The 26,278-nt window shown below is 75.9% G+C and carries 23 protein-coding genes and 1 pseudogene; 16 read left to right on the top strand and 8 right to left on the bottom strand.

Annotation, left to right across the window (positions count from 1 at the left end; genetic code table 11):
* Positions 1–89: 89 nt before the first annotated feature.
* The 10 genes from KCH_RS45265 (at position 90) to KCH_RS38105 (ending at position 10,615) form a co-directional block, all read left to right on the top strand.
* On the top strand, positions 90–2,891 hold the full coding sequence (locus KCH_RS45265; RefSeq protein ID WP_244305500.1) for a CpaF/VirB11 family protein: 2,802 nt from the start codon (positions 90–92) through the stop codon (positions 2,889–2,891).
* Positions 2,891–3,862, top strand: a complete 972-nt coding sequence (locus tag KCH_RS30965) for a type II secretion system F family protein (RefSeq protein ID WP_084224020.1) — start codon at positions 2,891–2,893, stop codon at positions 3,860–3,862. Before KCH_RS45265 ends, KCH_RS30965 begins: the two co-directional genes overlap by 1 nt.
* On the top strand, positions 3,859–4,095 hold the full coding sequence (locus KCH_RS45270) for a hypothetical protein (RefSeq protein ID WP_244305501.1): 237 nt from the start codon (positions 3,859–3,861) through the stop codon (positions 4,093–4,095). Before KCH_RS30965 ends, KCH_RS45270 begins: the two co-directional genes overlap by 4 nt.
* Entirely contained in the window at positions 4,065–4,745 is a 681-nt protein-coding gene (locus KCH_RS30970; protein WP_244305502.1) for a hypothetical protein, read from the top strand. The genes KCH_RS45270 and KCH_RS30970 overlap by 31 nt, the downstream gene beginning before the upstream one ends.
* Positions 4,746–4,796: 51 nt before the next feature.
* On the top strand, positions 4,797–5,066 hold the full coding sequence (locus KCH_RS30975; protein WP_035868447.1) for a hypothetical protein: 270 nt from the start codon (positions 4,797–4,799) through the stop codon (positions 5,064–5,066).
* 78 nt (positions 5,067–5,144) lie between these two features.
* Entirely contained in the window at positions 5,145–5,507 is a 363-nt protein-coding gene (locus KCH_RS30980) for a TadE family protein (protein ID WP_035868449.1), read from the top strand.
* Entirely contained in the window at positions 5,504–5,932 is a 429-nt protein-coding gene (locus tag KCH_RS30985) for a TadE/TadG family type IV pilus assembly protein (RefSeq protein WP_035868452.1), read from the top strand. The genes KCH_RS30980 and KCH_RS30985 overlap by 4 nt, the downstream gene beginning before the upstream one ends.
* Positions 5,933–6,012: 80 nt before the next feature.
* Positions 6,013–6,408, top strand: coding sequence for a hypothetical protein (locus KCH_RS30990; RefSeq protein WP_063750320.1), 396 nt, complete (start codon positions 6,013–6,015; stop codon positions 6,406–6,408).
* Entirely contained in the window at positions 6,408–7,862 is a 1,455-nt protein-coding gene (locus KCH_RS46285; RefSeq protein ID WP_051653647.1) for a LysM peptidoglycan-binding domain-containing protein, read from the top strand. Before KCH_RS30990 ends, KCH_RS46285 begins: the two co-directional genes overlap by 1 nt.
* Entirely contained in the window at positions 7,829–10,615 is a 2,787-nt protein-coding gene (locus KCH_RS38105; protein ID WP_051653648.1) for an AfsR/SARP family transcriptional regulator, read from the top strand. The genes KCH_RS46285 and KCH_RS38105 overlap by 34 nt, the downstream gene beginning before the upstream one ends.
* A gap of 3 nt (positions 10,616–10,618) precedes the next feature.
* On the opposite strand, the gene KCH_RS31000 is transcribed toward KCH_RS38105, so the two are convergent.
* Positions 10,619–11,554, bottom strand: coding sequence for an NAD-dependent epimerase/dehydratase family protein (locus KCH_RS31000; protein WP_035868457.1), 936 nt, complete (start codon positions 11,552–11,554; stop codon positions 10,619–10,621).
* A gap of 135 nt (positions 11,555–11,689) precedes the next feature.
* On the opposite strand from KCH_RS31000, the pseudogene KCH_RS31005 reads away from it, so the two are divergent.
* A pseudogene (locus tag KCH_RS31005) lies at positions 11,690–12,593 on the top strand (MerR family transcriptional regulator).
* Positions 12,594–12,635: 42 nt separating this feature from the next.
* On the opposite strand, the gene KCH_RS31015 reads toward KCH_RS31005, so the two are convergent.
* Complete coding sequence (locus KCH_RS31015) at positions 12,636–14,114, bottom strand: phospholipase D-like domain-containing protein (protein ID WP_244305503.1); 1,479 nt, start codon at positions 14,112–14,114, stop codon at positions 12,636–12,638.
* A 223-nt stretch (positions 14,115–14,337) separates the two neighbouring features.
* Complete coding sequence (locus KCH_RS31020) at positions 14,338–14,817, bottom strand: VOC family protein (protein ID WP_035868459.1); 480 nt, start codon at positions 14,815–14,817, stop codon at positions 14,338–14,340.
* A gap of 161 nt (positions 14,818–14,978) precedes the next feature.
* On the opposite strand from KCH_RS31020, the gene KCH_RS31025 reads away from it, so the two are divergent.
* Positions 14,979–15,845 carry a nucleotidyltransferase domain-containing protein gene (locus KCH_RS31025; RefSeq protein ID WP_244305504.1) on the top strand — a complete coding sequence of 289 codons (867 nt, stop codon included), beginning with the start codon at positions 14,979–14,981 and terminating at the stop codon, positions 15,843–15,845.
* Between the two features lie 7 nt (positions 15,846–15,852).
* Here KCH_RS31025 and KCH_RS38110 read toward each other — a convergent pair whose 3' ends face one another.
* From KCH_RS38110 to KCH_RS31045, 3 genes are all read right to left on the bottom strand, one after another.
* The gene (locus KCH_RS38110; RefSeq protein WP_051653649.1) at positions 15,853–16,953 is read right to left on the bottom strand and encodes a hypothetical protein; all 1,101 of its coding nucleotides are present in this window, start codon (positions 16,951–16,953) and stop codon (positions 15,853–15,855) included.
* 42 nt (positions 16,954–16,995) lie between these two features.
* The gene (locus KCH_RS31040) at positions 16,996–17,745 is read right to left on the bottom strand and encodes a class I SAM-dependent methyltransferase (RefSeq protein WP_035868462.1); all 750 of its coding nucleotides are present in this window, start codon (positions 17,743–17,745) and stop codon (positions 16,996–16,998) included.
* A gap of 89 nt (positions 17,746–17,834) precedes the next feature.
* Positions 17,835–18,398 carry a DUF4240 domain-containing protein gene (locus KCH_RS31045; protein WP_035868465.1) on the bottom strand — a complete coding sequence of 188 codons (564 nt, stop codon included), beginning with the start codon at positions 18,396–18,398 and terminating at the stop codon, positions 17,835–17,837.
* Positions 18,399–18,576: 178 nt separating this feature from the next.
* Between KCH_RS31045 and KCH_RS31050 the strand changes: the two genes are divergently transcribed.
* From KCH_RS31050 to KCH_RS31060, 3 genes are all read left to right on the top strand, one after another.
* Positions 18,577–19,527 (top strand): zinc-binding dehydrogenase, encoded by a 951-nt coding sequence (locus tag KCH_RS31050; RefSeq protein ID WP_035868468.1) that lies wholly within the window; start codon positions 18,577–18,579, stop codon positions 19,525–19,527.
* Positions 19,528–19,683: 156 nt separating this feature from the next.
* Entirely contained in the window at positions 19,684–20,727 is a 1,044-nt protein-coding gene (locus tag KCH_RS31055) for a S66 family peptidase (RefSeq protein ID WP_035868471.1), read from the top strand.
* 444 nt (positions 20,728–21,171) lie between these two features.
* Positions 21,172–23,172, top strand: coding sequence for a hypothetical protein (locus tag KCH_RS31060; RefSeq protein ID WP_035868473.1), 2,001 nt, complete (start codon positions 21,172–21,174; stop codon positions 23,170–23,172).
* A 20-nt stretch (positions 23,173–23,192) separates the two neighbouring features.
* Here KCH_RS31060 and KCH_RS31065 read toward each other — a convergent pair whose 3' ends face one another.
* Both KCH_RS31065 and KCH_RS31070 read right to left on the bottom strand, forming a co-directional pair.
* Positions 23,193–23,594, bottom strand: a complete 402-nt coding sequence (locus KCH_RS31065) for a hypothetical protein (protein WP_051653650.1) — start codon at positions 23,592–23,594, stop codon at positions 23,193–23,195.
* Positions 23,595–23,656: 62 nt separating this feature from the next.
* Complete coding sequence (locus KCH_RS31070) at positions 23,657–24,064, bottom strand: carboxymuconolactone decarboxylase family protein (protein ID WP_035868475.1); 408 nt, start codon at positions 24,062–24,064, stop codon at positions 23,657–23,659.
* Between the two features lie 416 nt (positions 24,065–24,480).
* Here KCH_RS31070 and abc-f point away from each other — a divergent pair, with 416 nt between their 5' ends.
* Positions 24,481–26,118 carry a ribosomal protection-like ABC-F family protein gene (abc-f, locus tag KCH_RS31075; RefSeq protein WP_035868478.1) on the top strand — a complete coding sequence of 546 codons (1,638 nt, stop codon included), beginning with the start codon at positions 24,481–24,483 and terminating at the stop codon, positions 26,116–26,118.
* The last annotated feature ends 160 nt before the right edge of the window (positions 26,119–26,278 follow it).

Consider the following 26,278-nt stretch of genomic DNA (forward strand, 5'->3'; position numbering starts at 1 on the left):
GTGGCCGTGCTCGGCGGGCCGGGGCGCCCGGGGCCACCAGCAGTGCCCTCGCACTGCTGCTGTCCTGGCCGCTGCGCCCGGGCCGCCGCGTGCTGCTCGCCGAGTGCGACCCGGACGGCGGCGCGATCCTGGCCGGCGCCCTCGAAGGCCGCGTCGACGCGGTGTACGGACTGCGCAACCTGGCCGTCGCCGACCGGCGCGGACTGCTCGCCCAGACCCTCTGGGAGCAACTCCTCGACGTCTCCCCGCAGGGCACCGGCGAACGCCTGCTGCTGCCCGGCCTCACCGATCCCTCCCAGGCCCCCGGGCTCGCCTACACCTGGGAGCCGCTGGTGGAGGCGCTGCGCGCGCTCGAACCCGAGGGCTACGACGTGATCCTCGACCTCGGCCGCTCCGGCGCCAACGGCCCGATGGCCGTGCTCGCCCGGCGCGCCGACGTGGTCGCCGCGACCGTCCGCACCACGCTGCGCGGACTCTCCGCCGCCCGGCCCCGGCTGGCCGCGCTGCGCGAGGACCTCGACACCCACGGCACCGGCTCCGACAGCCTGCACCTGCTGCTGGTCGCCGAAGGCCCCTACCCCGACCACGAGGTGTCCCGGCAGTTCCAGCTGCCGCTGGTCGGCACCCTCGCGCACGCGCCGCGCACCGCCCGGGTGCTGTCCGACGGCGGCGACACCACCGACCGGCGGTTCATCCGCTCCGAACTGATGCGCACCGCCCGCACCACCGCCGACCGCATCCAGCACGTCGCCGAGGCCCGCCGCCGGCGGCTCGGCCCGCAGCCCCAGCAGGCGCCGCACCCCCAGCCGCAGCCGCTGCCGTACCAGGCGCCGGCCGCGCAGCCGCCCCTCCAGCCGCAGTACCCGCAGCCCCAGCCCCAGCCGCAGCCGTTGGCCCAGCCCCGGCCCGTCCAGCCGCAGCCGCTCCAGCCGCAGCCGTTCGGCCAGCCGCCCGCGGCCCCGCACCAGCCCGTCCAGCCCCAGCAGATGACGCACCCCCGGATGACGCACCCCCAGAACCCGCCGCCCGCCGCCCCGTTCGCCCCGCCGCCGCTCGTCCAGCCGCCGTTCGCGGCCGGACCGGTGCAGGGCGGCCGGCCCGCCCCGCCGCACCAGCAGCCCCGCAGGCCCACCAGCCGCCGCAGCCGGCCGGGCAGTTCACCGGCGAGTGGCCGATCCGGGTGGAGCCGCCGCAGATCTCGTACACCGCGCCGTACATCGCGCCGCCCGTGGTGCCGCAGCAGCCCGCGCCCGCGCCGTTCCCCGGCCAGGACGGCGGACCCGAGGACGGCCAGGGGGAGGTGCACCGTGCGCGCTAACCCCTACCAGGGGCCGCCGCCCCAGCACCCCGGACAGACCGTCAACGGACCCGCCGGGTACGGAGGTTCGGCCGACGCCGCCGGCCTGCCGTGGGCCCGGCCCGCGGTGCCCGCGCCGATGCCCGCCGGGCCCGTCCCGCCCCCCGGGCCGGTGGCCGGCGTGCCCGCGCTCGCCGCCGCCGGGGCGGTGCCCGCCGTCGACCCGCAGGTCGCCCGCGAGCTGAAGCGGCAGGTCGCCGCCGAACTGCACCAGCAGCTGTCCCGGCTGAACGAGGCCTCCGGCACCGAGGCCGACCGGGCCACCCGCCGCCAGCGCGGCCGCGCCCTGATCGAGGAGGCGGTCGCCCGCTGGTCCGACGCCTACGCGCAGACCCACGGCATCCCGCCCACCCGCGACCAGGACCGGGCGCTCTCCGAAGCCGTCTACGACCTGCTGTTCCGGGCCGGCCGGCTCCAGCCCTACCTGGACGACCCGGAGATCGAGAACATCCTGATCAACGGCTGCGACGACGTCTGGATCTCCCGCGTCCACCAGCCTCTGCGCCAGGTCCCGCCGGTCGCCGACACCGACGAGGAGCTGATCGAACTCCTCCAGGACCTGGCCCGCCAGCACGGCGGCGGCGAACGCAGCCTGTCCACCGCCAGCCCGATGCTCGCGCTGCGCCTGGAGGGCGGCATGCGCCTGCAGGCGATGACCGAGGTCACCCCGCGCCCCTACGTGGCGATCCGCCGCCACCGGGTGGCCAGCGCGACCCTGCGCGACCTGGTCCAGCTCGGCACCGTGGACACCACCCTGGCCGCGTTCCTGGCCGCCGCGATCCGGGCCCGGAAGAACGTGATGATCACCGGCACCCAGGGCGTCGGCAAGACCAGCCTGCTGCGCGCGATGGCCGCCGAGATCCCCCCGGACGAGCGGATCGGCACCCTGGAGTCCGAGTTCGAACTGTGGCTGCACACCCTCGGCCACCTCCGCCAGGTCGTCCCGATGGAGGCCCGCGAGGGCAACGGCGAACGCGTCGACGGCCGCCCCGCCGGCGAACTGACGATCGGTGAACTCATCCCCGCCGCCCTGCGCATGACGCTGTCCCGGATCATCGTCGGCGAGGTCCGCTCCGGCGAGGTGGTGCCGATGCTGCGCGTCATGACCAACGGCGAGGGCGGCTCCATGTGCACCCTGCACGCCCGCGGCCCGCACATGGTGGTCGACCGGATCGCCGAACTCTGCCTGGAGTACGGCTCCCACATGACCGACTCGCTGGCGTACCGGCTCACCGCCAACGCCATCGACTTCGTCGTGCACGTCACCATGGTCGACGAGACCGCCGTCGGCGGCCGCCGCCACCGGTTCGTCTCGCACGTGCTCGAAGTGGCCGGCCTCGGCGAGTCCGGGCGCCCCGCCATGAACACCGTCTTCGGGCCCCGCCCGGAACTCGGCGAGGTGCGGGCCGTCCCCGTCACCCCGCCGCACTGCCTGGACGACCTGCGCCGGGCCGGCTTCGACGCGGGCCTGCTCGCCTCCCCGTACGGGACCTGGGGCGCGCCGCTGAACCTGCGGATCGGGGGGATGCGCTGATGCTCCTTTACGTCCTGTGCGGACTCGCCACCGCCGCCGGACTGGTGGCCCTCGCCGCCGGCCTGCGCGGCCGGGCCGCCGACCCCGAGGAGCGGGCCAACCCGCTCGAAGGGCGGCTGCACACCCTCTGGTACGGCTCGCCCGGCACCGCCTCGCCCGGCATCGCCCGGCTGCGCCGCGTCCAGCTCGCCCTGGCGCTGCTCGGCGGCCCGGCCGGCTGGCTGTTCACCGGCATCCCGCTGGTCGCCCTGCTGGTGCCCGCCGCCGTGTTCGGCCTGCCCTGGCTGTTCGACGCCACCCGCTCCGACACCCGCCGGATCGAACGCCTGGAGGCACTCGCCGAGTGGACCCAGCGCCTCGCCGACGTGCTGCTGCTCGGCGTCGGCCTCAACCAGGCCATCGTCACCAGCCGCCGCACCGCGCCCGCCGCCCTGGAGACCGAGATCGCCGACCTCGCCGCCCGCCTGCAGGCCCGCTGGCGGCCCGAGGACGCGCTGCGCGCCTTCGCCGACCAACTCGCCGACTCCACCGCCGACAAGGTGCTCGCCGCGCTGCTGCTGCGGGCCGGCGACAGCGGCCCCGGCCTGGCCCGGGCGCTCGCCGACATGGCCGAGTCGGTCCGCGAGGAGGTCCGCCAGCGCCGCACCATCGAGGCCGACCGCGCCAAGCACCGCACCACGATCCGCTGGATGGTCGGCATCATCCTGCTGGTCGTCGTGGCCGGCTCCTTCAACTCCCGCTACACCGAGCCCTACACCACCGGCATCGGCCAACTCGTGCTCGGCGTCGTCGCGGTGGCGTTCGTCCTGGTGATCGCGTGGATGCGCTCGCTGGCCTCGTACACCCCGCTGCCCCGGATCCTCGAACAGGACCGGCGCTCCAAGGCCGGCCGGATGCCCGGACAGCGCACCGGCGACGCCGCCGAGACCGCCGGCGACGACACCGACCCGCTGGTCAAGGAGGCCCGATGATCTCCCCCTGGGCCGTGCTCGCGGGCGCCGCCGCGGCCGGCGGCCTCGCCCTGCTGCTCGCCGAACTCCGGCCCGCCCACCGGACCTGGGCCAGGCCCTGGACCGGCTGCACCGCACCCCGGAACCGCACCGGGGCGCCGACGACGACCCCGCCCACCCCTGGTACGACCGGGTCGGCGAACGCTCGCTGCGGCTGCCCGGCGTGCGCATCCCGCACCAGGAACTCGCCCTGATCGGCCGCAGCCCCGCCCGGTTCATGGCCCACAAGGTGCTGTTCGCCGTCCTCGGCCTCGCCCTGCCCGGCTACTTCGCCGCGCTCGCCGCCCTGTTCGGCGACGGCCTGCCGGTGGCCGTCCCGGTCCTGGTCGGGCCGCTGCTCGGCGCGCTGCTCTGGTTCGTCCCCGACGGCATCGTCGGCGGCGAGGCCAAGGAGGCGCGCACCGAGTACCTGCACGGCATCGCCGCCTACCTGGAACTCGTCGCCCTGGAACGCGCCGCCGACTGCGGGCCCGCCGAAGCGCTCCGCCGCGCCGCCTCGGCCGGCCGCGGCACCGTCTTCCGGCGGATCCGCGACGCCCTGGAGCGCGCCGCCACCGACCGGCTCCCGCCCTGGGACGGACTCGACGCCCTCGCCCAGGAGTTGGGCCTCACCCCGCTCCAGGACGTCGCCGACATCATGCGGATCTCCGGCGTCGACGGCGCCGCCGTGTACGACACGCTGCGGGCCCGCGCCAAGAGCCTGCGCGGCGAACTGCTCTCCGAGGAACTCGCCAAGGCCAACACCGACAGCGAACGGATGGTCGCCCCCGGCTCCGCCCTCACCCTGCTGATGACGGTGCTGATCGTCTTCCCCGCGCTGTACCAGATGCTGACCGTCCAATGACTCCACCGCAGGCACCCCGTCCCCCGCACACCACGCACCGGAGAGCACACCATGACCCGAATCCGCGCCCTGGCGACGGCAGTCCTGCTGCCGCTCCTGTTCCCCGTCCACCTGCTGCGCCCGGTCCTCGAGTTCCGCCTCGTCAAGCTGCGCGCGGCCCGCGCCTCCGGCGACCGCGGCGCGATCAGCATCGAACTGGCGCTCGCCGTCATCGTGCTGGTCGCCATCGCCGGCGCCGTGGTCTACGCGATCACCCAGCTCGGCACCAACGTCAAGAACAAGATCCCGCAGAACGTCCCGGACGGGGGCCAGGCGCCGTGACCGCCGCCCGCCCCGGCCGTCGCCCGGCCGCTCCTGACGCCCCGTCGGTTCCGCGGACGCACGCTCGACGCGGGAGCGATGGCGATCAGCCTCGCCATCGTCTTCCCCGCCGTGCTGTTCGTCATCCTCCTGGTCGTCCAGGCCGGCCTCTGGTGGTACGCCGACCAGGCCGCCCTGACCGCCGCACGGGAGGGCGTGGACGCCGGACGGGTCAACGGGGCGCGCGCGGACGACGGGCCGGGGCGGGCCCGGGACTTCACCGACCGGCTCGGCAACCTGGCCCGGCTGGAACGGATCGACGCCGACGGCGGCGACCCCGAGCTGTACCGGTTGTCCGTCACCGTCCACCCGGCGTCGGTGCTGCCGTTCTTCGACCGGCTGACGCTCACCAAGACCGCCAGCGCGCCCCGGGAGAAGTTCGTCCCGCAGGGGCAGCCGTGAACCTGCACGAGGACCGCGGGTCGTTCGCCATCGAGGCCGCCATCCTGGTGCCGGTGGTGCTGGCCTTCGCGCTGCTGGCGGTCGCCGCCGGGCGCGTCCAGACCACCGGCGCGGTCGTCGACTCCGCCGCCCGCTCCGGCGCGCGCGCCGCCTCGCTGGCGCGCACCCCGGAGGGCGCCCGGCAGGCGGCGGCGGACGCCGTGAGCCAAGCCCTCGACGACCGCGGCGTGCAATGCGCGACCGAGCCCGTCGGGGAGCCCGAATACGGCATCCTGAACACCGGCGACGGACAGCTCACCACGATCACCGTCCGGGTGTCCTGCACCGTCGCGTTCGGCGACCTGATGGAACTGGACGGACTGCCCGGCCACAAGACGCTGACCGGTACATTCACCTCCGTGGTGGACCGCTACCGGGGAAACTGACCCGACGTCACCACCGCGTGGGGGGAGGGAACGTGCACGAAGAACGCGTGAACCGCCGTGACCGGGGCAGCATTTCGGTCATGGTCGCCGTCACCGCCGTCAGCCTGGTGGCCGTGGTCGGACTGGTCCTCGACTGCGGCGGCCGGCTGCGTGCCGTCGAGCGCGCCGACGCGCTCGCCCAGGAAGCCGCCCGGGCCGGCGGCCAGCAACTCGACATCGACGCGCTCCGGGCCGGCCAGGGCTACCGCTTCGACCGGGCCGCCGCCGAACGCACCGCCACCGCCTACCTGCGCGGCCACGGCATCAAGGGCGCCATCGGTTTCCCCCGGCCGGAGGACCTGCAGACCTTCAGCGTCACCGTCGAAACGGACTACCCGACCGCGCTGCTCGGCCTGGTCGGCATCACCACACTCCCCGTGCAGGGCCACGGCAAGGCCACCCTGGTGCACGGCATCACGGAAGGGAAGACCGGCTGATGGCCGCGCGCGGAGCCGACGACCAGCACCGCAAGGGCCGCCAGGGGCGGCGACCGCACCACGGCGGCAAGCCGCCGGCCCACCTCGCCGGGGCCCGACGACGCGGCGCCGGCGGCTCGGTGCTCGCCGCCCTCGGCTCACTGCTGGCCCTCGCCCTGCTGCTGGCCGGCGTGCCCGCCCTGCTCGGCTACGGCACCGCCACCGTCGCCGCCATGGGCAACCCCTTCGGCCGCGGCCTGCTGGAGGCCCTCACCAGCCCCGACGACGGCAGCCTGTTCCTGTGGCTGCTGGTCGCCGTCGGCTGGCTCGGCTGGCTGTGCTTCCTGGTCTCCGTGCTGATCGAGATCCCCGCCCAGCTGCGCGGCCGGGTCGCCCGCCGGATCCCCGCCTTCGGCTGGAGCCAGCGGATCGCGGCCGGCCTGGTCGGCTCCGTCCTCGCCCTGCTCCCGGTGGCCGGCTCGGCCTTCGCCGCCACCCCCGAACTGCCCTCCCGCCCCGCCGCCGTCGCCCAGTTGACGGCCACTCCGGCGCTCGCCGCGCTGCCCGCCGCCGCCCCGGCCGCCGCCCCCGCCGCCGACCCGCAGCAGCCCGGCTACACGGTGCGCGACTCCCGGCCCGCCGACAGCCTGTGGTCCATCGCCGAACGCCAACTCGGCTCCGGCGAACGCTGGACCGAGATCGCCAAGCTCAACGCGGGCCGCCAGATGGACGACTCCGGCACCCGCTTCGACGCCGACCGGCCGATCCAGCCCGGCTGGCAACTGCTGATGCCCGCCGACGCCAAGCCCGACAGCGCCGCCGCCCCGGCCGCCGCCACCGGTGCCCAGGCGTCCGTCACCCCGCCCGGACTGCCCGCGGCCGCCCACGCCTCCGTCACCGTGCAGGCCGGCGACTCGCTGTCCGGCATCGCCCAGCGGGAGCTGGGCGACGGCGACCGCTGGCCCGAACTCTTCGACGCCAACAAGGGCGCCACCGCCCCCGACGGCGAACGGCTCACCGACCCGGACGTGCTCGCCCCCGGCACGGTGCTCACCGTCCCCGGCGCCCGGCCGCCCGCCGCGCAGCCGCCCGCCCCGCAGCAGACCGGCTTCCCGCCGCTCGCCGTCCCGCGCAGCCACGCGCCCGAACCGCCGGAGGTCGGCGAACAGCCCGCGCCCGCCCCGCAGCAGCCCGCGCCGGCGCAGCCGCCCGCCGCGCAGACCCCCGCACCGGAGCCGACGCCCAGTCAGCAGCCCACCGAGCAGCCGGTGCAGACCCCGGCCGCCGAGACGCCCGCCCCCGTCGGGCAGCCCCGGCGCCCTCGCAGGGCGCCGAGACGCCCGCCCCGGCCGGCCGGACCCCCGCGCCGCAGGGCAGCGCGCCCGCCGCCGACCTGCCCGCCCTCCGCGACCAGCAGGCCCACCACGGCGACGACTACACCGTGCCGCTGGCGGTCTCCACCGTCGGCGTGCTGATGGCCGCCACCCTGATCACCCTGGTCTCCCGCCGCCGCACCGACCAGCAGCGGGCCCGCCGCCCCCGGCACCGGATCGCCCTGCCGTCCGGCGACGCCGGGCGCTTCGAGGCCGAACTGAAGGCCCGTCAGAACGACGGCGGCCTGGAACTGCTCAACCGCGCGCTGCGCACCCTCGGCCGCAACACCGTCCGCGGCGAGAAGCGGCTGCCCGCCCTGGTCGCCGCCCGGATCACCACCGCCGGCACCGTCGAACTGCACCTGGCCGCACCCGCCGTGCCGATCGCCCCGTTCCGGGCCGCGCACGCCCCCAACGTGTGGTGGTGCCCCGACGACTCGAACGAGCTGCTGTCCGCCGGGCAGGCCGCCAAGTACAGCGCCCCCTACCCGGCGCTGGTCACCCTCGGCAACAGCCCCGACGGCTCCACCGTCCTCGCCGACCTGGAGACCGTCCGCCTGGTCCACCTCTCCGGGCACCCCGACGACGCCGACGACGTGCTGCGCACCCTCGCCGTCGAACTCGCCCACAGCCCGCTCGCCGACCGCCTCCACCTGCACCTGGTCGGCATCGCCGCCGACCTGCCCGCGGCCGGACCGGCCACCGACCGGGTGCACCACCACCCCACCCTGGAAGCCGCGTTGGCCGCGCTCGGCCCGCGCACCGCCAAGGCCCGCGCCACCCTGGTCGCCGCCGAGGCCGGCAGCCCGCGCGAGGCCCGCAGCCGGGGCAGCGCCGACGAGGCGTGGGTGCCGGAGATCGTGCTGTCCGCGCAGCCGCCCGCCGGCGGCGTCCCCGCCGAACTCGGCCGGCTGCTCGACGGCCGCCCCCGCACCTGCCTGGCCGTCCTCACCCGGGCCCCCGAACGCGGCGCCGGCCCGGTCGCCCGCTGGACGCTGCCCGCCACCGGTCAGGCCACCCTGCCCGGCCTGCACCTGAACGTCGAGCTCCAGCGCCTCAGCCGCGAACAGTACGACCAGCTCGGCGAACTCGTCCGCGTCTCCGGCGACCTCACCCAGCACCCGGCCCCCGACTGGACCCTCGACGGCCCGCACAACGGCCCCGAGGACGAGGCCGAGATCCCGCTGCCCGCCGTCCCCGCCCTCGCCACCGTCGGCGCCGCGATCGGCGCGCACCCCGCGCCGTTCGGCTTCGAACCCGACCCGGCCCCCGCCGGGCGCGCCGACACCGCGCTCGACGCCCGCCTGCTCGCCCTGCTCGGCGGCCCCGGCGGGGCGCAGCAGGCCGTTCCCGACGCCCCGTCACCGCTCTCGCTGGCCAAGCCGGTCGCCGCCTCCGCCGCCGCGGCGGACGGCGAGGAGGCCGGGCCGCGCCTGCTCGCCCGGGTGGTGCCCACCGGCAGCAGCCCGTTCGCCGGGCTGGTCCCGACCGCGCCCACCAACCCGTACGCGGTCACCCCGGTCACGCCCGTCCCGCCGTCCGCCCCCGCGCCCCCGTCCGCCGCGCTCCCGCCGGTGGTGCCGCCCGCGCCCGCCGAGCCGCGGCACGCCGCCAACGGCCGGGCCCGCAAGGCCACCACCCCGCCGCACGGCACCCCCGTCGACCCGCGCCTCGGCGCCTACCCCGCCCCGGCCGAGCAGACGCCGGACGACACCGACACCGCCGAACTCCCGCCGGTGGCCGCCGCACCCGAGCCGCCCGCACCGCCCGCGCAGACCGCGCCCGAGCCGGTCGCCGACGGGACGCAGTACTTCGAACTGGCCGCGCCCGCCGCGCCGGAGCAGACCGAGGCCCCGCCCTTCGTCGAGACCCCGCCCGCCGTCGAGCCCGCACCTTTCGTCGAGCCCGACCGGCTCCCGCCCGCCGCACCGGCGGTGCCCGAGCCCGTGCCGACCCACGACCAGGCCGAGGCCCCCGACCCGCACGCCGCGGTGGTCTCCGCCCGGCCGTCCGCCCGGCCCGGCAGCACCACCGCCCGGACCGACAGCGACGACCTGCTGGCGATCCTGCGCTCCCCGGAGGCGCACCACCTGCGCTCCGCGCCGCGGATCCGCCTGCTCGGCCCCGCCGACGTCCTCGGTGTGGCCGGCAGCACCGACCCGGCCGGCCGCCCCCGCCTCACCGAACTCGCCGCCTACCTCGCGCTGCGCCCCGGCTCCGAGCACGCGGTGATCGACCGGGACATCCACCCGGGCGCCGCGCACCTCGACCCGAAGGCCACCGCGGAACGGCTCGCCGAGCCGCTGCCCGTCAAACTCGCCGCCCTGGCCGCCTGGTTGGGCACTTCCCCGGAGGGCCGCGACTACCTGGACGCCGAACCCGCCGAGACGTACACGCTCGCGCCCACGGTCGGCTGCGACTGGGACGAGTTCCGCAGCCTGTACCGGCGCGGCATGCGCTCCACCTCCACCACCGCCGACGCCGCGCTCGCGCACGCCCTGGCCCTGGTCCGCGGCGCCCCGTTCGCCGAGGCCCCCGCCGGGACGTTCGGCTGGGCGGAGACCGAACGCCAGGACATGCTGGCCGCGATCGTCGACACCGCGCACGAACTCGCCGCCCGCCGCCTCCAGTACGGCGACCACCGCACCGCCGAGGCCGCCATCTTCCGCGCCCTCGCCGTCGCCCCGGACGTCGAACTCCTGCACCGCGACCTGTTCTACGCCTACGCCTCGGCCGGCGCCCGCGACCAGCTCGTCCGCGCCGTCAACCGCCTGGACGCGCTGAGCCGCCGCACCGGCCGCGACCTCGACCCCGACACCGTCGCGCTGCTCCGCGACCTGCTGACCGGAGGCTGACCCTCAGTCGGACGCCGACCGGCTGTCCAGGGCCTCGGCGACGGCGCCCGGCAGCCAGTCGGCGGTGCGGGAGAACGCGAAGCCCAGCTCCTTCGCCCGGGCGTTGCTCATCGCGTAGTGCCGGTCGAAGGAGAACGGCGACGCCGGCCCGCCCGCCGGCACCGTCCGGCAGACGGGATCCCGGCCGACCCGGGCGGCGACGGCCGCGGCCAGCCCGTGCACGTCCAACTCGCCGTCGGAGCAGGCGTTGAGCGGGCCGGTGAACGCGGCGCCGGCCGCCCACAGCAGCAGGTCCGCCAACTCCTCGTGGTGGATGAAGACGGTGGGCAGCGGCTCCGCGTGCACGGCGATCGCCCGGCCCTCGGCGATGCGCTCCGTGTAGTGCGCCAGCCGGCCGGTGAACTCCCGGGCCCCGCCGCCCAGGACGTGCGCGCTGCGGACGGACGCGAAGGCGAAGCCGCCCGCACGGGTGAGCACGGCCTCCGCCTGCCGCTTGCCCTCGGCGTACTGCGACTCCAGGAACGCGCCGTCGTCCCACGGCAGTTCCAGGTCCACCGGCCAGCCGGCCGGATCCACAACCCCCTCCGGTACCGGCACGCCCACCGGGACGGGCGGCAGCGCGGCGGTCGCCGGGTCGTAGACCTCGATCGTGGAGGTCATCACGTAGCGCCCCGTGCGGCCCGCGAACACCCGGGCGGCGACGGCGGCCTGCACCGGCGTGTAGCAGACCTGGTCCACCACCACGTCGAAGCTGCGGGCGCCCAGCGCGGCCGCCAGCGCGGCCTCGTCGTTCCGGTCCGCCACGACGTGGTCGACGCCGGCCGGCGGCGGCGCGGAGCCGCGATTGACCACCGTGACCAGGTGGCCCGCGGCCAGCAGCCGTTCCACCAGGAGCCTTCCGAAATACCGGCTGCCGCCGATGACGCAGATCCTTTGCATGCGCCCATCCTGGAAGCCCGTGGCAGCCAGCAGAAGTCACGACGTCGACGGTGGGTATGAAGCAGAACTGTCGACCGAATGGCCGTCACGGCCGGGACTTGAACCTCCCACCGGGGGAGAACCGAGGATGGCGGCATGGAAGGCGACCCGCTGCACTCGATCGGCGACCTGGCCCGGCACACCGGCCTCACGGTCAAGGCCGTCCGGTTCTACTCCGACCGGGGCCTGGTCCCGCCGGTCGGCCGCACCCCGGCGGGCCACCGCCGGTACGGCCCCGAGGCCGTCGCACGCCTGGAGCTGGTGCGGACGCTGCGCGAACTCGGCCTCGGCCTGCCCGCCGTCCGCCAGGTCGTGGACCGCGAACTCCCGCTCCCCGAGGTCGCCGCGGCTCACGCCGCCGCACTCGACGTACAGATCCGCACCCTGCGCCTGCGACGGGCCGTGCTGACCGCGGTCGCCGGGCGCGGAACCACCCCCGAGGAGACCGCACGCATGCACCGACTGGCCAGGCTGTCCGAGACCGAACGCCGCCGACTGGTCGAGGAGTTCCTCGACGCCGCCCTCGGCGACGACCCCGCCCTCGCGGGCGCCCGACGCTCCCTCACCCCGGAACTGCCCGAGGACCCGACCGGCGAACAGCTCGACGCCTGGGTCGAGCTGGCGCAACTCACCCAGGACCCCGACTTCCGGGCGAGCCTGCGCCGCCTCGCCGCCGCGCAGCGCCCCGGCCTGCGACCCGACCCCGTCGCCCTGGTCCGCGACCGCACCGCCCCGCCCTCGCCGCCGGGCTCGACCCCGCCGGCGCGCAGGCCGTCCCCGTGGTCGACGCCGTCACCGCCGAGTGCGCCGACCTGCTCGGCCGGCCCGACGACGCCGCGCTGCGCCGGGAGTTGCGGAGCCTGCTGGAGACCGCGAACGACCCGCGCCGCGAGCAGTACCTGCGCCTGCTCGCCGTCGTCAACGGCTGGCGGCCCCGCAGAGCCTCACCCCGGTCCTCACCTGGTTCACCCGCGCCCTGACCGCCCGTCAGCAGCCGTAGCCGTGCCACCTGGCAGGTGGGTGAGGCGGCGCGGACGGGGCGTCAGGAGGCGGCGAGGCTCAGGTCGTCCAGCACGAACGAGGTTTGCTTCTGGTAGTCCTCGGCGCCGGTGAAGGTCAGCGTGACGCTCTGGCCCGCGTAGGCGGAGAGGTCGACGGTGTGCTGGGTGTAGCCGGTGTTGTGGTCGAGGTTGGAGTGGGTGGCGACGGTGGCGCCGTTGGCGGTGACGGTGAGCTTGTCGTAGGCGGTGGTGGTGCTGGTCTCGGCGGTGTCGACGTGCAGCCAGTAGCTCAGGCTCGCGGCGCAGCCGGCCGGGACGGTGACGGTCTGGGTGAGCGTCTCGCTGTGCGTGGTGCCGTAGCCGTCCAGCCAGACGTCCCAACTGCCGGTCCGGGCGGGCTCGGAGGCGGAGCTGTTGAGGGTGCCCGAGGTACCGGTCCACGGGCTCGCGGTGCCGGTCTCGAAGCCCGGGTTGCCGAGCAGCTGGCCGGGCGCCGCGCAGGTGCCGGTGGGCGGCGGGGTGGTGCCGCCGCCGCTCGGGACGCGGTTGAAGTCGGCGGTGAAGGTCGACTCGATGCCGGAGAGCACCGCCGGGTCGGAGATGATCAGGCCGAGTTCGCGGTTGTGGTTCAGCGAGTTGTCGGAGAAGTTCTCCGACCCGGCGAAGACCTTCGCGCCCGCCGTGCCGTAGTCCGCGACGATGGCCTTGGCGTGGATGTAGAACCCGGTGCTGCTGGTGTAGGCGGTGACCTTGCCGCCGGCCGCCGTGACCTGGTCGAACTGCGCGGTGTACTTCGCCGAGGTGTCCTCGGCGACCACCCGGACCGTCACGCCGCGCTGCTCGGCCGCGACGATCGCGTTGACGAGCGCGGCGTCGCCGAACTCCTCCTGCTCGACGTCCAGGCTGTGCTGCGCGCCGTTGACCAGGGCCAGCAGCCGGCTCTGCGAGTCGGTGGGCGACCAGACCAGGTCGGTGCCGTCGGACGGGGTGATCGCGGTGTGCGCGTAGTCCGCGGCGAAGACCTGCTCGATCGCGGCGACGTCGGCCGGGTCGGTGTCCAGCACGCCGTAGTCGCGGGAGGTGGAGTAGTAGGTGGTGTCGAAGTTGCCGGTGGAGACGTACGACTTGGCGCCGTCCACCGTGATGGTCTTCTGGTGGGTGTAGGTGAACGAGGAGGACGAGTAGACCACGCTCACCCCGCCGGCGGTCAGCGCGGTGTAGGCGGCGCTGTTGACCGAGCTGTGGTTCGGGTCCATCACCACCCGGACCTTCACGCCCGCCTTCTGACGGTTCACCAGGGCGGCGGTGAGCGTGGTGTCGCGCAGCTCGTAGATCGTCACGTCGACGGACTTGGCGGCCGAGTTCACCAGGTCGTAGATCGCGTTCTCGCCCTGGTCCGGCAGGATCACCAGGGTGTAGGCGCTGCCGGCGGCGTGCGCCGCGGTGAGCGGGGCGAGCACGGTGGCGGCGACGGTCGCGCTGGCGGCGAGGGTGCGCAGCAGGCGGCGGGGGAGGCGCATGGCAGGGCTCCAGATGTCCGGTGTACGTACGGAGGTGACGCGCGTAGCGCCGCCCAGTAAGACACGCCCCGACGGCCGATCAGAAGAGGCTGGACATGACAGAACGCTGAACAGGAATACTTTTACCGGGACCCGGACAACCGTTGACCGGACGTCGCGCCGCCCGCCCTCCTGCCACCCGCCGCCTGCTGCCCGCTGCTCGCCGCCTGCTGCCCGCGGCCCGCTAATCGCCGTCCGCGGCGGCCTCCAGCGCGGCGACGTCGAGCTTGCCCATCTTCAGCATCGCCTCGGTCGCCCGGCGGGCCCGCGCCGGGTCGGAGTCCGCCAGCAGTTCGATCATCCGGCGCGGCACGATCTGCCAGGACAGGCCGAAACGGTCCTTCAGCCAGCCGCACGGCCCGGGCTCGCCGCCGTCCGCGGTCAGCTGCTCCCAGTACCGGTCCACCTCGGCCTGGTCCTCGCAGTCGACCTGGAGCGAGACCGCCTCGTTGAAGCGGAACATCGGGCCGCCGTTCAGCGCCCGGTACTCCTGCCCGAACAGCTCGAACGACACCAGCATCACGCTGCCCGCCTCGCCCGGCCCGGCCTCCGAGTACCGCTGCACGCCGGTGATCCGGCCGTCCCGGAACACCGAGACGTAGAACTCGGCCGCCTGCTCGGCCTGCTGGTCGAACCACAGGAACGTGGAGATCTTCTGGGACATCGGAGAACGCCTTCCGTCGCGGGGTCGGGAGCCATGCCGTCACCGACGCTAGCCGCGGCGGCCCGGCGAGCGGGGGCGGCGCTCCGGCGGCGGCCGACGGACCGTCAGTCAGGGTGAACCGGACGGCGACAGCACGGCCCGGGCATGGCAGAGTCGGGGCCATGCCGCTCCCCGAGCCCGCCGGCCGGCCCGCCGCCGCTCAGCCGGCCGCCGCTCAGCCCGCCGCCGCCGTCCTGCCCACCGCCGTTCTGCCCACCGCCGCCGAACAGGCCGCCGACGACCCGGCCCAACGTGCGCTCGCCGCCCCGCTGCTGACCGCGTTCACCGACCGCCTGCACGCCGCCACCCCGGTCATCGCGCTGTGGGTGCACGGCTCGCTGGCGCTCGGCGACTACCGGCACGGCCGCAGCGACCTCGACCTGATCGCCGTCCTGCCGGCCGCGCCGGACGCCCCGCTGCGCGCCGAACTGGCCGCCCTGCACCGGCAGTTGATCGCCGAGCAGCCGGGCGGGGAGAAGCTGCACTGCAGCTACCTGCCGCAGGGCGGCCTCGCCGACCCGGCCGCCGACCACTTCACCTTCGCCCAGGGCGAGCCGATGGACCGGCCGGTCACCCTGGTCACCCGGCGCGAACTCCTGGACGGCGGACTGCGGTTGGCCGGCGCCGAACCGGCGGGCCTGCTGCCCCCGGTCGGCGACCCGGAACTCCACGCCCACCTGCGGGCCGACCTGCGCACCTTCTGGTACCCCGTCACCGAGCGGCCCGACCCCTGGCAGCGCGACATCTGGGTCGACCTCGGCCCGATCACCGCCGCCCGCGCCACCGTCGCGCTGCGCGAGAACCGGCTGATCACCAAGCGGGAGGCGATCGCCCTGCTCCCGGCCCTGGGCGCGCCGACGGCGCTGGTCGCGGACCTCGCCGCCCGCCGCTACGGCACCCCCGCACCGCTCACCGCCGAACAGCGCGACCGACGCGCCGAGGACGCCCGGCTGTTCACCCGCGCGGCCATCGAACGGGCGCTGCGCTGAGGGGAGTTCAGCCGACCACCGAGACGGATTCGGGCAGCGGCCGGTAGGCGTCCCTCGGGTGGACGCGCCGGCCGGGCGAGCGCTCGCGCAGGCAGCGGTGCACGGCGGCGGTGAGTTCCAGCCGGGGGCCGATCCGGTGCCCGATCCGGGCCACGGCCAACTGCGGCAGCGTGGCGGGGGTGACGTCCAGGTTGGCGCGCAGCGGGAGCCAACGGGCGCCCCGGGCCCGGCAGACGGTCTCGCCGAGGTACCAGAGCGCGCAGTCGAAGACCGGGTCGTCGAACAGCCGGAGCGCGTCCGGCAGCACCGCCAGCCCGTGGGCCTCCACCGCCTCCAGCACGTCCAGCCGGTCGTCCAGGCCGATGGCCCGGACGCGCCCCCGCAGCACCTCCTCCAGCAGCTCCAACGAGCCCTCGGTGAAGTCGAGTTCGGTCTCGCGTCCGAGGGCCCGGGCCCACAGCGGGAATGCGTCCTGGCGCACCGCCAGCCAGTGCGCGAGATCCTGCCCGGGCCGGCCGGGATCGAGCGGGCCGGGCGCGTCGGGCCGGATCCGGCTCCCGGGGCTCTGCCCCGGCCGGGTGCGCGCCAGCGCCAGCGCCCGCTCCACGGCCGACTCCCAGTACGCGTAGCTCTCCACGCTCTCGGCGAGCCACCCGCCCTTCTCCCGGTCGGCGGCCCCCACCACCGCGTCGCCCGGAACGCAGAACGGGAAGTCGTCCTCGCACAGCTCCTCCGCCGCGGCGAGCTCCGCTTCCTCCTCCTCGTCCAGCACCTCGCGCGGCAGCACGAGCAGCGGCTCCACCCGCCCGCCGCCGTGCGGCGCCGGCTCCGGTGAACAGTGCCACAGCGCACCGTAGTTGCGGACGTGCACCTCACCCAGGTACCAGGCCGCCACGGTCAGGAAGGCCTCGTCCCGCGCCCGGTGGGCCCGGTCCCAGTCCGGATACCTGTCCCGGATCGCCTGCTCCAGCCGGGGCAGCGAGCCGGTGCTGAAGTCCCAGTCGCCGCCGACCAGTTCGGCCCAGGCCGGGAAGCCGTCGTGGCCGGCCGCCAGCCAGCCGTTCAGCCGGGGGTTGTCGCGCCAGCTCGGATCGTCGATGGAGGTCATGGCCGCCGAGAATAGGCGCCGGCACGGACAGCTGACGCGCCGTCAGGCCCGGTCGCGGCGGAACAGGGCGGTCCACAGGAACGGCACACCGAACAGGGCCGCACCGGCGGGCTGTTCACGCATCCGGCGCAGCTCGACCTCGGTCAGGTCGGCGAAGATCCGGCGCAGCGCGTCCGGGGTGTAGGCGAGGCCGCCTTGCAGCGAGCGCTCCCGGTAGAGGTCCGCGTCGGAGAGTTCCGCGCCCATGCCGTTCTCACCGGCCGCGAAGCAGGTCAGCGCGAGGTGTCCGCCGGGCGCCAGCACGCGGTCCAGCAGGGCCAGGTAGCTGATCCGCCGGTGCGGCGCCAGATGGTGGAAGCAGCCCGAGTCGACGACCAGGTCGTACGGGCCGCGCACCTGCTCCGCGCCGAGCGCGAAGGCGTCCCCGCAGGTGAAGCGGACCTCGACGCCGGCCTCGGCGGCCCGCTCCCGCGCCCAGGCGACGGCGGCCGGGGAGAGGTCCACGGCCTCCACCTCGAAGCCCCGCTGCGCCAGGAACACCGCGTTGCGCCCCGGCCCGCACCCCAGGTCCAGCACCCGGCCGGGCGCGATCAGGCCCGCGTCGAGCTGCGCGGCCAGGTTCTCGTCCGGCTTCGCCGCGAAGAACGGGACCTGCCGGTCCCGGTCCGCGTAGAACCGCTCCCAGTAGTCCCGGCCGTCGCCGGTCGCCAACTTCCCGCTCTCCGCCCCGCTGGTGAACAAGCCGTCCAGCAGCGCCAGAACGTCCTCCACGGTCCGCACGGTCCGGTCCATCCGGTCCCCCTTCCGACCGCCCGATCCTAGAGCGCACAGACAGGTGGGGCCCGCCCCGCCCCCGGTGGGCGGGCCTCGGTGGCAGGGGGTCAGGTGGCGTCGGCGAACAGGGCGGTGAGCCTCGGGAGGCGGGCGGCGACCTCGGCGCGGGTCCAGGTCGCGCCCTCGGGTTCGGCGGTGACCGGGCTGTCGTGGTCCCGGGCGAGCAGCGCCTCCTCCAGGCCCTCCTCCTCGCCGGTCTGCGCCTCCCAGGCGCGTTCGGCGCAGTAGTCGACGTCCTCCCAGTCGGGGAAGTCCGCGTCGGTCCACTCGCGGTACGGCAGGGCCGCCAGCCGCCGGAAGGCGGGATGGTCGGCGAGCGCGTCCGGGTCGTGGACCGCCAGCGCGTGGGCGGCCCGGCCGAGACCGATCAGCCAGGCGTGGAAGTACCACAGGCCGTCGTCGCTGACCCGGCCGCGCAGGACGAGCGCGGCGACCTCCAGGGTGGCCATGGTGTCCAGCGGGGCACGGACTTCGTCCAGTCGGAGCTGGAACTCCAGCACCTCGTCCAGTGGCAATTGCGCCAGGCGCTCGACCAGAGCGTCCGCGCGTTCGGCGGCGGAGTCGGTGGGGTCGGCGGACTCCACCAACTCCCAGAATCCATTCAGGTTCATGGCCCGCATCCTTGCACGCTGCGCGATCTTGCTCGAACCACGGTCCCCGCGAACAGATTTGACGATCCATCATCAACATCGGGGCGGGCCGCCGGGGGAGTTGACCTCAAGTGCGCTTGAGCTTGCAGGATGGGCCACCGAGCCGGGCGGTCCGGCTCCGGTGCGGGGCGGAGGCGTGATGCGAGCGGTGTGGCTGCGGGAGTTCGGCGGGCCGGAGGTACTGGTGCCGGGCGAGGCCCCCGACCCGGTGGCGGGGGAGGGGCAGGTGCTGATCGGCGTCGCACACGCCAACCTGACCTTCGTCGAGACCCAGTTCCGCGCCACCGGGCTGGGTCCGTTCACCGGCACCGTGCCGATGATCCCCGGCAACGGCGTCGGCGGCACCGTCACCGCCGTCGGCCCCGGCGCGGACCCGGCGCTGATCGGACGGCGCGTCATCTCCTCCACCGGCGGCAGCGGCGGCTACGCCGAACTCGCCGCCGTCCCGGCCGCCGGCCTGCACCTCGTCCCGGACGGGCTGGCCCTGGACGCCGCCACCGCGCTGCTCGCCGACGGCCGCACCGCCCGCCTGCTGCTGGAGACCGCCGCACCCGCACCCGGCGAACGCGTGCTGGTCCTCGCGGCGGCCGGCGGCGTCGGCACCCTCCTCGTTCAACTCGCCACCGCCGCCGGCCTGCACGTGGTCGCCGCGGCCGGCGGACCCGACAAGCTCGCCCTCGCCGCCGAACTCGGCGCCGCCGAGACCCTCGACTACCGGCACCCCGACTGGACGGCCGGCGCCACCCCCGTCGACCTGGTCCTCGACGGCGTCGGCGGCGCCGTCGGCCGCGCCGCCACCACCCTGCTCCGGAACGGCGGACGGCTGCTCAGCTACGGCCTCGCGGGCGGCAGTTGGACGGAGCTCCCGGAGGCCGAGATCCGCGCCCGCGGGCTCACCGTCCTCGGTCTGCGCCCCACCCCGGACGCCGTCCGCCGCGCCACCGCCCACGTCCTCGCCGAGGCCGCCGCGCACCGGCTCCGCCCCGTCATCGGCCGCCGCTTCCCGCTCGCCCGGGCCGCCGACGCGCACCGCGCCATCGAGGCCCGCGCCACCCTCGGCAAGACCCTGCTCGACGTCGAACCCGCCTGACCGCCCCGGCCGCGCCGGCGTGCACCCGCCGGCCGCACCCGCCGGCCATGCCCGCGCACGCCCGCCGTCCCGGTGCGCTTAGGCAGTCGCGGTGCGCGCCGGCCGCGCCGGGAAATCCGGTCGTCCGCAGGCGAACGCCCTCGCTAGCATCACGCCATGTCAGATCAGCCCACGTACCCGCCCAAGGCCAAGCCCGGCGACCGGGTCGCCGTCCTCTCGCCGTCGTTCGGCGGCCCGGGCATGTTCCCGGTGCCGTACGAGCTCGGACTGCGCCGCCTGCGCGAGCAGTTCGGCCTGGAGCCGGTCGAGTACCCGACCACCCGGAAGCCCGACGCCACCCCGCAGGAGCGGGCCGCCGACGTGCACGCCGCGTTCACCGACCCGAGCGTCACCGCGATCCTGGCCACCATCGGCGGCGACGACCAGATCACCGTCGTCCCGCACCTGGACGGCGAGCTGATCCGCGCCCACGCCAAGCCGTTCTTCGGGTTCAGCGACAACACCAACCTGCTCGACTTCCTGTGGCGGCACGGCGTCGTCTCGTACCAGGGCGGCTCGGTGATGACCGAGTTCGGCCGCCCCGGCGCCATGCACCCGCTCACCGAGGCCTCGCTGCGCGCCGCGCTGTTCGACGGCGGCGAGTTCGACCTGCGCGAGGCCGAGGACGTCAGCACCGAGGTCGGCCACTGGGGCGACCCGGCCACCTTCGAGGCCCTGCCCCCGAGCGAGCCCGCCACCCCCGCGTCCTGGCACCGCGCCGACCGGGTGGTCGAAGGCGTGAGCTGGGGCGGCAACCTGGAGATCCTGCACTGGATGGCCGCCGCCGACCGGCTGCTGCCCGCCGAACGGTACGCCGGCGGCGTGCTGGTGCTGGAGACCTCCGAGGAACTGCCGTCCGGCACCGAGGTGTTCCGCATGCTGCGCAACCTCGGCGAACGCGGACTGCTCCGGCAGTTCCCGGCCGTGCTGTTCGGCCGGGCCATGGCCTGGTCCTTCGAGCAGCCCAAGGACGCCGCGCAGCGCGCCGAGTACCGCGCCGAACAGCGCGCCGCCGCCCTGCGCGCCCTGGACGCCTACGCCCCGGACGCCATGGCCGTGTTCGACGTCGACCTCGGCCACACCGAGCCGCAGCAGGTGATCCCGTACGGCGGCCTGATCAAGGTCGACGGCCCGGCCCGCCGGATCACCGTCACCTACTGAACCACCCGCACCGGACCGGCGGCACCCGCCCGGCACCCGCGCCGACCAGCGCGTGCCGCCGCCGGGCGCGCCACCCGGCCTGGCCCGGCCACCCGCCGACCACGTATCGTGGCCGGGATCGGAATGTGGCGCCGGACACCACGGCGAACGGGCACGACGTCGCACGGGCGACGGACGGGGGCGGTGACCTGACGGTGGCTGACGTGGCATCGACGACCGGGGACGGGCCGGCGGCGGCGGACCAGGAGGAGCCGTACCAGCTCCCGACCCAGCCGCAAGGCCCCCCACCGGGCGCCGAACTGCCGCCCTCCGCCGACCCGTTCGCCACCTCCGTCAACCTCCGCGTCAACCCGGCGCCCGCGGACGCCACCCTCGGCGGCACCCGCAGCGTCGCCCGCCGGCCACCACCCCGCCCGGCGGCACGCCCGTCCCCCGCCGCCCGCGATGCCCCCGACGGCGCCCAGCACCGGCTGGACCAGCGTCATCCCGGTGATCACCGCCGAGATGCTGGCCGCCGGCTCCCCGGCCGGCCCGCCCCCGAACACCCCGGCACCCGGCGGAGCGTCAACTCCCGCACCCGCCCCGGCCCCCGCGCAGGCCCGTGGCATCGGCGGCGGCCTGCGCGGCCGCATCCTGGTGGTCGAGGGCGGCTACGGCGGCGGCCGCCGCTGGGGCCGCGGCGGCACCGCCCACGCCTCCGTGCTGTCCGCCGCGCTGGCCGGCGTCGCCCCGCAGATCCTGCTCTCCGCCGACCAGGTCGACGCCGTCCACCTGCCCGGCGCCAACGACCCGCAGACCGTGCTCGCCCACCTGCGCGCCGCCGCCCGCCACCCCGGACCGCTGCTGGTCCACCTCGGCGGCCACCTGGTCACCGACCGCCGCGGCGACCAGATGTACCTGTCGCTGCGCGAGAACAAGGCCTCCGAGAGCCTGCCCTGGTCCGCCCTCGCCACCGAACTGCGGCACCGCGGCACCGAACTCGACACCCTGGTGATCGCCGACCTGAGCGCCGACCAGGTGCTCTGGCCGCAACTCGCCGCCACCGCCGGCCAGCAGCTCTGCGAAGGCGTCCCGCTGTGGGCCGTGGTCAACCACGACCCCGACCAGCTCGGCACCTTCACCCGCGCGCTGATCGAGACCCTGCACCGCGGCCGCCCCGGCGCGGACCAGCTGCTCACCCCCGAACTCGTCCGCCAGCAGGTCAACTCGGTGCTGCGCCCCGACACCGTGGTGATCACCTCGCACCCCGGCGACCGGCCGTGGTTCCGCAACACCGCCCGGCAGATCGGCCCCGCGGGCCCCGCCGAACCCGCTGCTGCCCGCCCCGCCGCACCGCCCGCCCGCCGCGGCACGCCCGCCGAACCGGCCCGGCCCCGGCTCGCCCCCGGCTGGACGCCGCGCGTGCTGGTCTCGCTGCGCAAGGCCGGTGTCCCCGCCACGCCCGCCCGCCGCCCGATGATCGTCTCGCTGGTGCGCGGCGTGCCGATGGTCCCGGCCGACCTCGCGCCGGTCGAGCTCGGCAAGGACCTCCCCGCCGCGCCCGAGCCCACCGTCCGCCTCGGCAAGGACCTCCCCGCCGAGGCCGCCGCGCCGGTGGTCGAACTCGCCAAGTCCGCGCCCGCACCGGCCGATCCGCGCGCCGTGGACTTCGCCAAAGCCGCCCCCGCCGCTGCTCCCGCTGCTCCCGCGGAGGCGGCCGCGAAGGGCGACAGCGTGCCCGAACCGGCCGCCGAGCGGCCCTGGTTCGACCCGCTGGCCGCCACCGTCCCGCTGCCCGGGCCGGACGCGCTCGCCGCCGCCCGCCGCTGCCCGGCCCCGGGGCGACGGCCCCGACCGTCCCGCTCGCCAAGGCCGCGCCGCAGCACGACCCGCTGGCCGCGACCGTGCCGCTCGACAAGCCCCGGCCGCCGCGCGGCCGAACCGGCGGCCGCGGCCGCACCGTCGCAGCAGCGGGCCGACGGGCCGCCGGCTCCGCCCGCCGCCCAGCAGGCCCCGCCGACCGACTACCTGGAGGCGATCGGCGAGATCGTCCGCCACGCCGAGGCGGGCGACCACGGCGCCGCGGCGCGGCTCGCCCTCGCTCTGGAGGAGAAGGCCGTCGCCGCCCACGGCACCCTCGCCCCCGTGGTGCTCCAGGTCCGGCAGGTCCGCGCGCACGTCTCCCGGGTCGCCGGACTGCCCGTGCTGGCCGCCGAGTTGTACCGGCAGGTCGCCACCGCGCTGCTGCAGACCGAGGGCCCCGAGCACCCCGAGACCCAGCGCGCCGCCACCAACGCCGAGGCGTGCTGGCGCGCCGTCAAGGACCCGGCCGAGGCGATAAGGATCGCCCCCGACATCATCGAACTCCGGGCCCACCTGCCCGGCCCCGACAACCGCAAGCTCCGCGCCTCCGAGCGCTACCTTCAGCAACTTGCCACGAGGAAAGCGCAGTTGGCGGCCGGCTGACGCCCCTCGGCGGCCGTGGATCAGCGGTCCACGGACCACGGCGCGTCCGCCGGCGGGGCGCCGGTCTCCAGCAGGTGCCCGACCAGCTCCAGCGCCCGATCGAGCGGGACGGTGTCCGCGTCCGGATACTCGTCCTGCTGCCCGTCGGCCAGCAGGAAGCCGTCGCTCCAGCCGTCCGCGCCCGGATCGACGGCGTGCTCGCCCGGGTCGCCCGGCCCGGCCAGCAGCATCACCATCGCCCGCTCGCCGTTGGAGACCACCGCCAACTCCCGCCCGCGCGAGCTGCGCAGCCAGTTCTCGCCCCGGCCGCCGGCGATCCGCCGCCGCAACTCGCCGACGGCGTCGCCGCCCGGCCCGGCGGCGGCCCCGGAGCCGGGCGGTCGGTCGGTGAACTCCCAGCGCTCGGCGGGCTGTTCGGACATCCGGCAAGGTCCTCTCGGTGGCGGCGGCACACGCTTCGGCCGCCCACGCTACCCGCCCGGGCTCACCCGTCCCGGACGGGCAGCAGGCCGCGCTCCGCGAACACCCGCTTCGCGGCGAGGGTCGCGTTGATCGCCCGCGGGAACCCGCAGTACGCGGCGGCGTGCAGCAGGGCCTCGACGATCTGCTGCGGCGTCAGGCCGACGTTCAGCGCCGCGTTCACGTGCACCTCCAGCTCGGGCTCGCAGCCGCCGAGCGCGGTGAGCATGCCCAGGGTGACCAACTGCCGGTCACGCGGCACCAGTTGCGGGCGGGAGTAGATCTCGGCGAACCCCCAGGCGGCGATCTGGTGCGCGAGCTCGGGCGAGACGTCCGACAGCGCCGCCACCACCCGCTCGCCCGCCTCGCCGTCGATCCGGGCGAGCACCTCCATGCCCCGGTCGAAGCGCTCCCGGCGGTCGTCTGCGTCCATGCCGTGCTCCCTGCGGTCCCCGTCCGATGGCCCGGGCGCCACGCTAACCACCCGCACCCGCCCCGGCCGCTCCGCACCGCCGGGCCGCCCCGGCACAACCCCCGGCCGGCCCAGCGCCCGCGGCCGCCCCGCGCGACACCCCCGATAAATGGTGCGACTTCCGGCACGGCGAGGAGTTAGACTCGCGGCGACACCATTGGTACGCGAGGCGCGTGAGTACGGCGCCCGGCGAGAAGAGGGACGAAACGTGGCGGGTGACGACGACATCTCCGGGTGAGATCCGGATCTGACGGCCACCGGGCCGGCGCGCAGGAGCGCCGCGCGGAGTGGTCCGTTTCGTCGTCCCCTTTTCCCGCCCGTCCCTTCGGGGCAGTGGCCGTTCCCTGCCCCGACCGCGTTCTCGAGGTCCCATCACCATGTCCGACGCCTCCGTCGTCTGCTCCAACCTGTCCTTCTCCTGGCCGGACGACACCCCGGTCTTCCACGACCTCTCGTTCAGCGTGCCGCCCGGCCGCACCGGCCTGGTCGCGCCCAACGGCTCCGGCAAGTCCACCCTGCTCCGGCTGATCGCCGGCGAACTCAAGCCCACCGCGGGCTCGGTGACCGTCGGCGGCACCCTCGGCTACCTCCCGCAGACCCTGCCGCTCACCGCCGACCTCACGGTCGCCGAGGTGCTCGGCATCGCCGAAGTGATCCGCGCGCTGGACGCCGTCGAGTCCGGCGACGTCGCCGAGGAGCACTTCGCCACCATCGGCGACGACTGGGACGTCGAGGAGCGCACCCGCGCCCAGCTCGACCGCCTCGGCCTCGGCCACCTCGCCCTCGACCGCCGCCTGCACACCCTCAGCGGCGGCCAGGTGATCTCCCTCGGCCTGGCCGCCCAACTGCTGCGCCGCCCCGACGTGCTGCTCCTCGACGAGCCCACCAACAACCTCGACCTGACGGCCCGCCACCGCCTGTACGACGTGCTGTCGGAGTACAACGGCTGCCTCCTGCTGGTCAGCCACGACCGCGAGCTGCTCGACCGGATGGACCGCATCGCCGAACTCGGCAACGGCGAACTGCGCCTGTACGGCGGCGACTTCACCGCCTACGAGGAGGCCGTCCGGGCGGAGCGGGAGGTCGCCGAGCGGAACGTCCGCAACGCCGAGCAGAACCTCAAGCGGGAGAAGCGCGAACTCCAGCAGGCCCGCGAACGCGCCGACCGGCGGGCCAGCAACGCGCAGAAGAACCTGAAGAACGCCGGCCTGCCGAAGATCTTCGCCGGCACCATGAAGCGCGGCGCACAGGAGTCCGCCGGCCGCTCCGGGCAGGTGCACGCCGCCCGGGTCGACGAGGCCAGGGCCCGCCTCGACGAGGCCGGGCGCGCCGTCCGCGAGGAGCAGCGGCTCAGCGTGGAACTGCCCGACACCCAAGTCCCGGCCGGCCGCACCCTGTTCCTCGGCCAGGGGATGCAGGTCCGGCTCGACGGCGCCGAGGTGTTCGTGCCGGGCGGCGTCGACCTGACGGTCCGCGGCCCCGAACGGATCGCCCTGACCGGCCCCAACGGCGCCGGGAAGACCACCCTGATGCGGCTGATCACCGGCGCGCTCACCCCGGAGAGCGGTGAACTGCGGCGCGGCGACGGCCGGATCGCCTACCTGTCGCAGCGCCTCGACCTGCTCGACGAGGACGGCACCGTCGCCGAGAACTTCGCCCGGTTCGCGCCGGAGCGCCCGGAGGCGGAGCGGATGAACCTGCTCGCCCGCTTCCTGTTCCGCGGCGCCCGCGCCCACCTCCCGGTCCGGGTGCTGTCCGGCGGCGAGCGGCTGCGCGCCACCCTGGCCTGCGTGCTGTGCGCCGAACCCGCCCCGCAGCTGCTGCTGCTCGACGAGCCCACCAACAACCTCGACCTGGTCGGCGTCGGCCAGTTGGAGAGCGCCCTGAACGCCTACAAGGGCGCGTTCCTGGTGGTCAGCCACGACGAGCGGTTCCTCGCCGGGATCGGCGTCGAGCGCCGCCTGCTGCTCACCGGCGGCACCCTCACCGAGACGGCGGCCCCCACCGCGGTGTGACCGCACGCCGGCCCGCCCGCGCCCCCCGTGGCCCGGGCGGGCCGTCCTGCCGTTCCCGCGCCAGCCGTTCCCGCGCCAGCCGTTTCCCCGACCCGGCCGGCCCGCCGGGGCGTCCGGGGCCGCACGGTGACCGCTCCCGTCCGTGCCCGGACGACCCGGC

It is taken from the genome of Kitasatospora cheerisanensis KCTC 2395, from assembly GCF_000696185.1.
Lineage (GTDB): Bacteria > Actinomycetota > Actinomycetes > Streptomycetales > Streptomycetaceae > Kitasatospora > Kitasatospora cheerisanensis.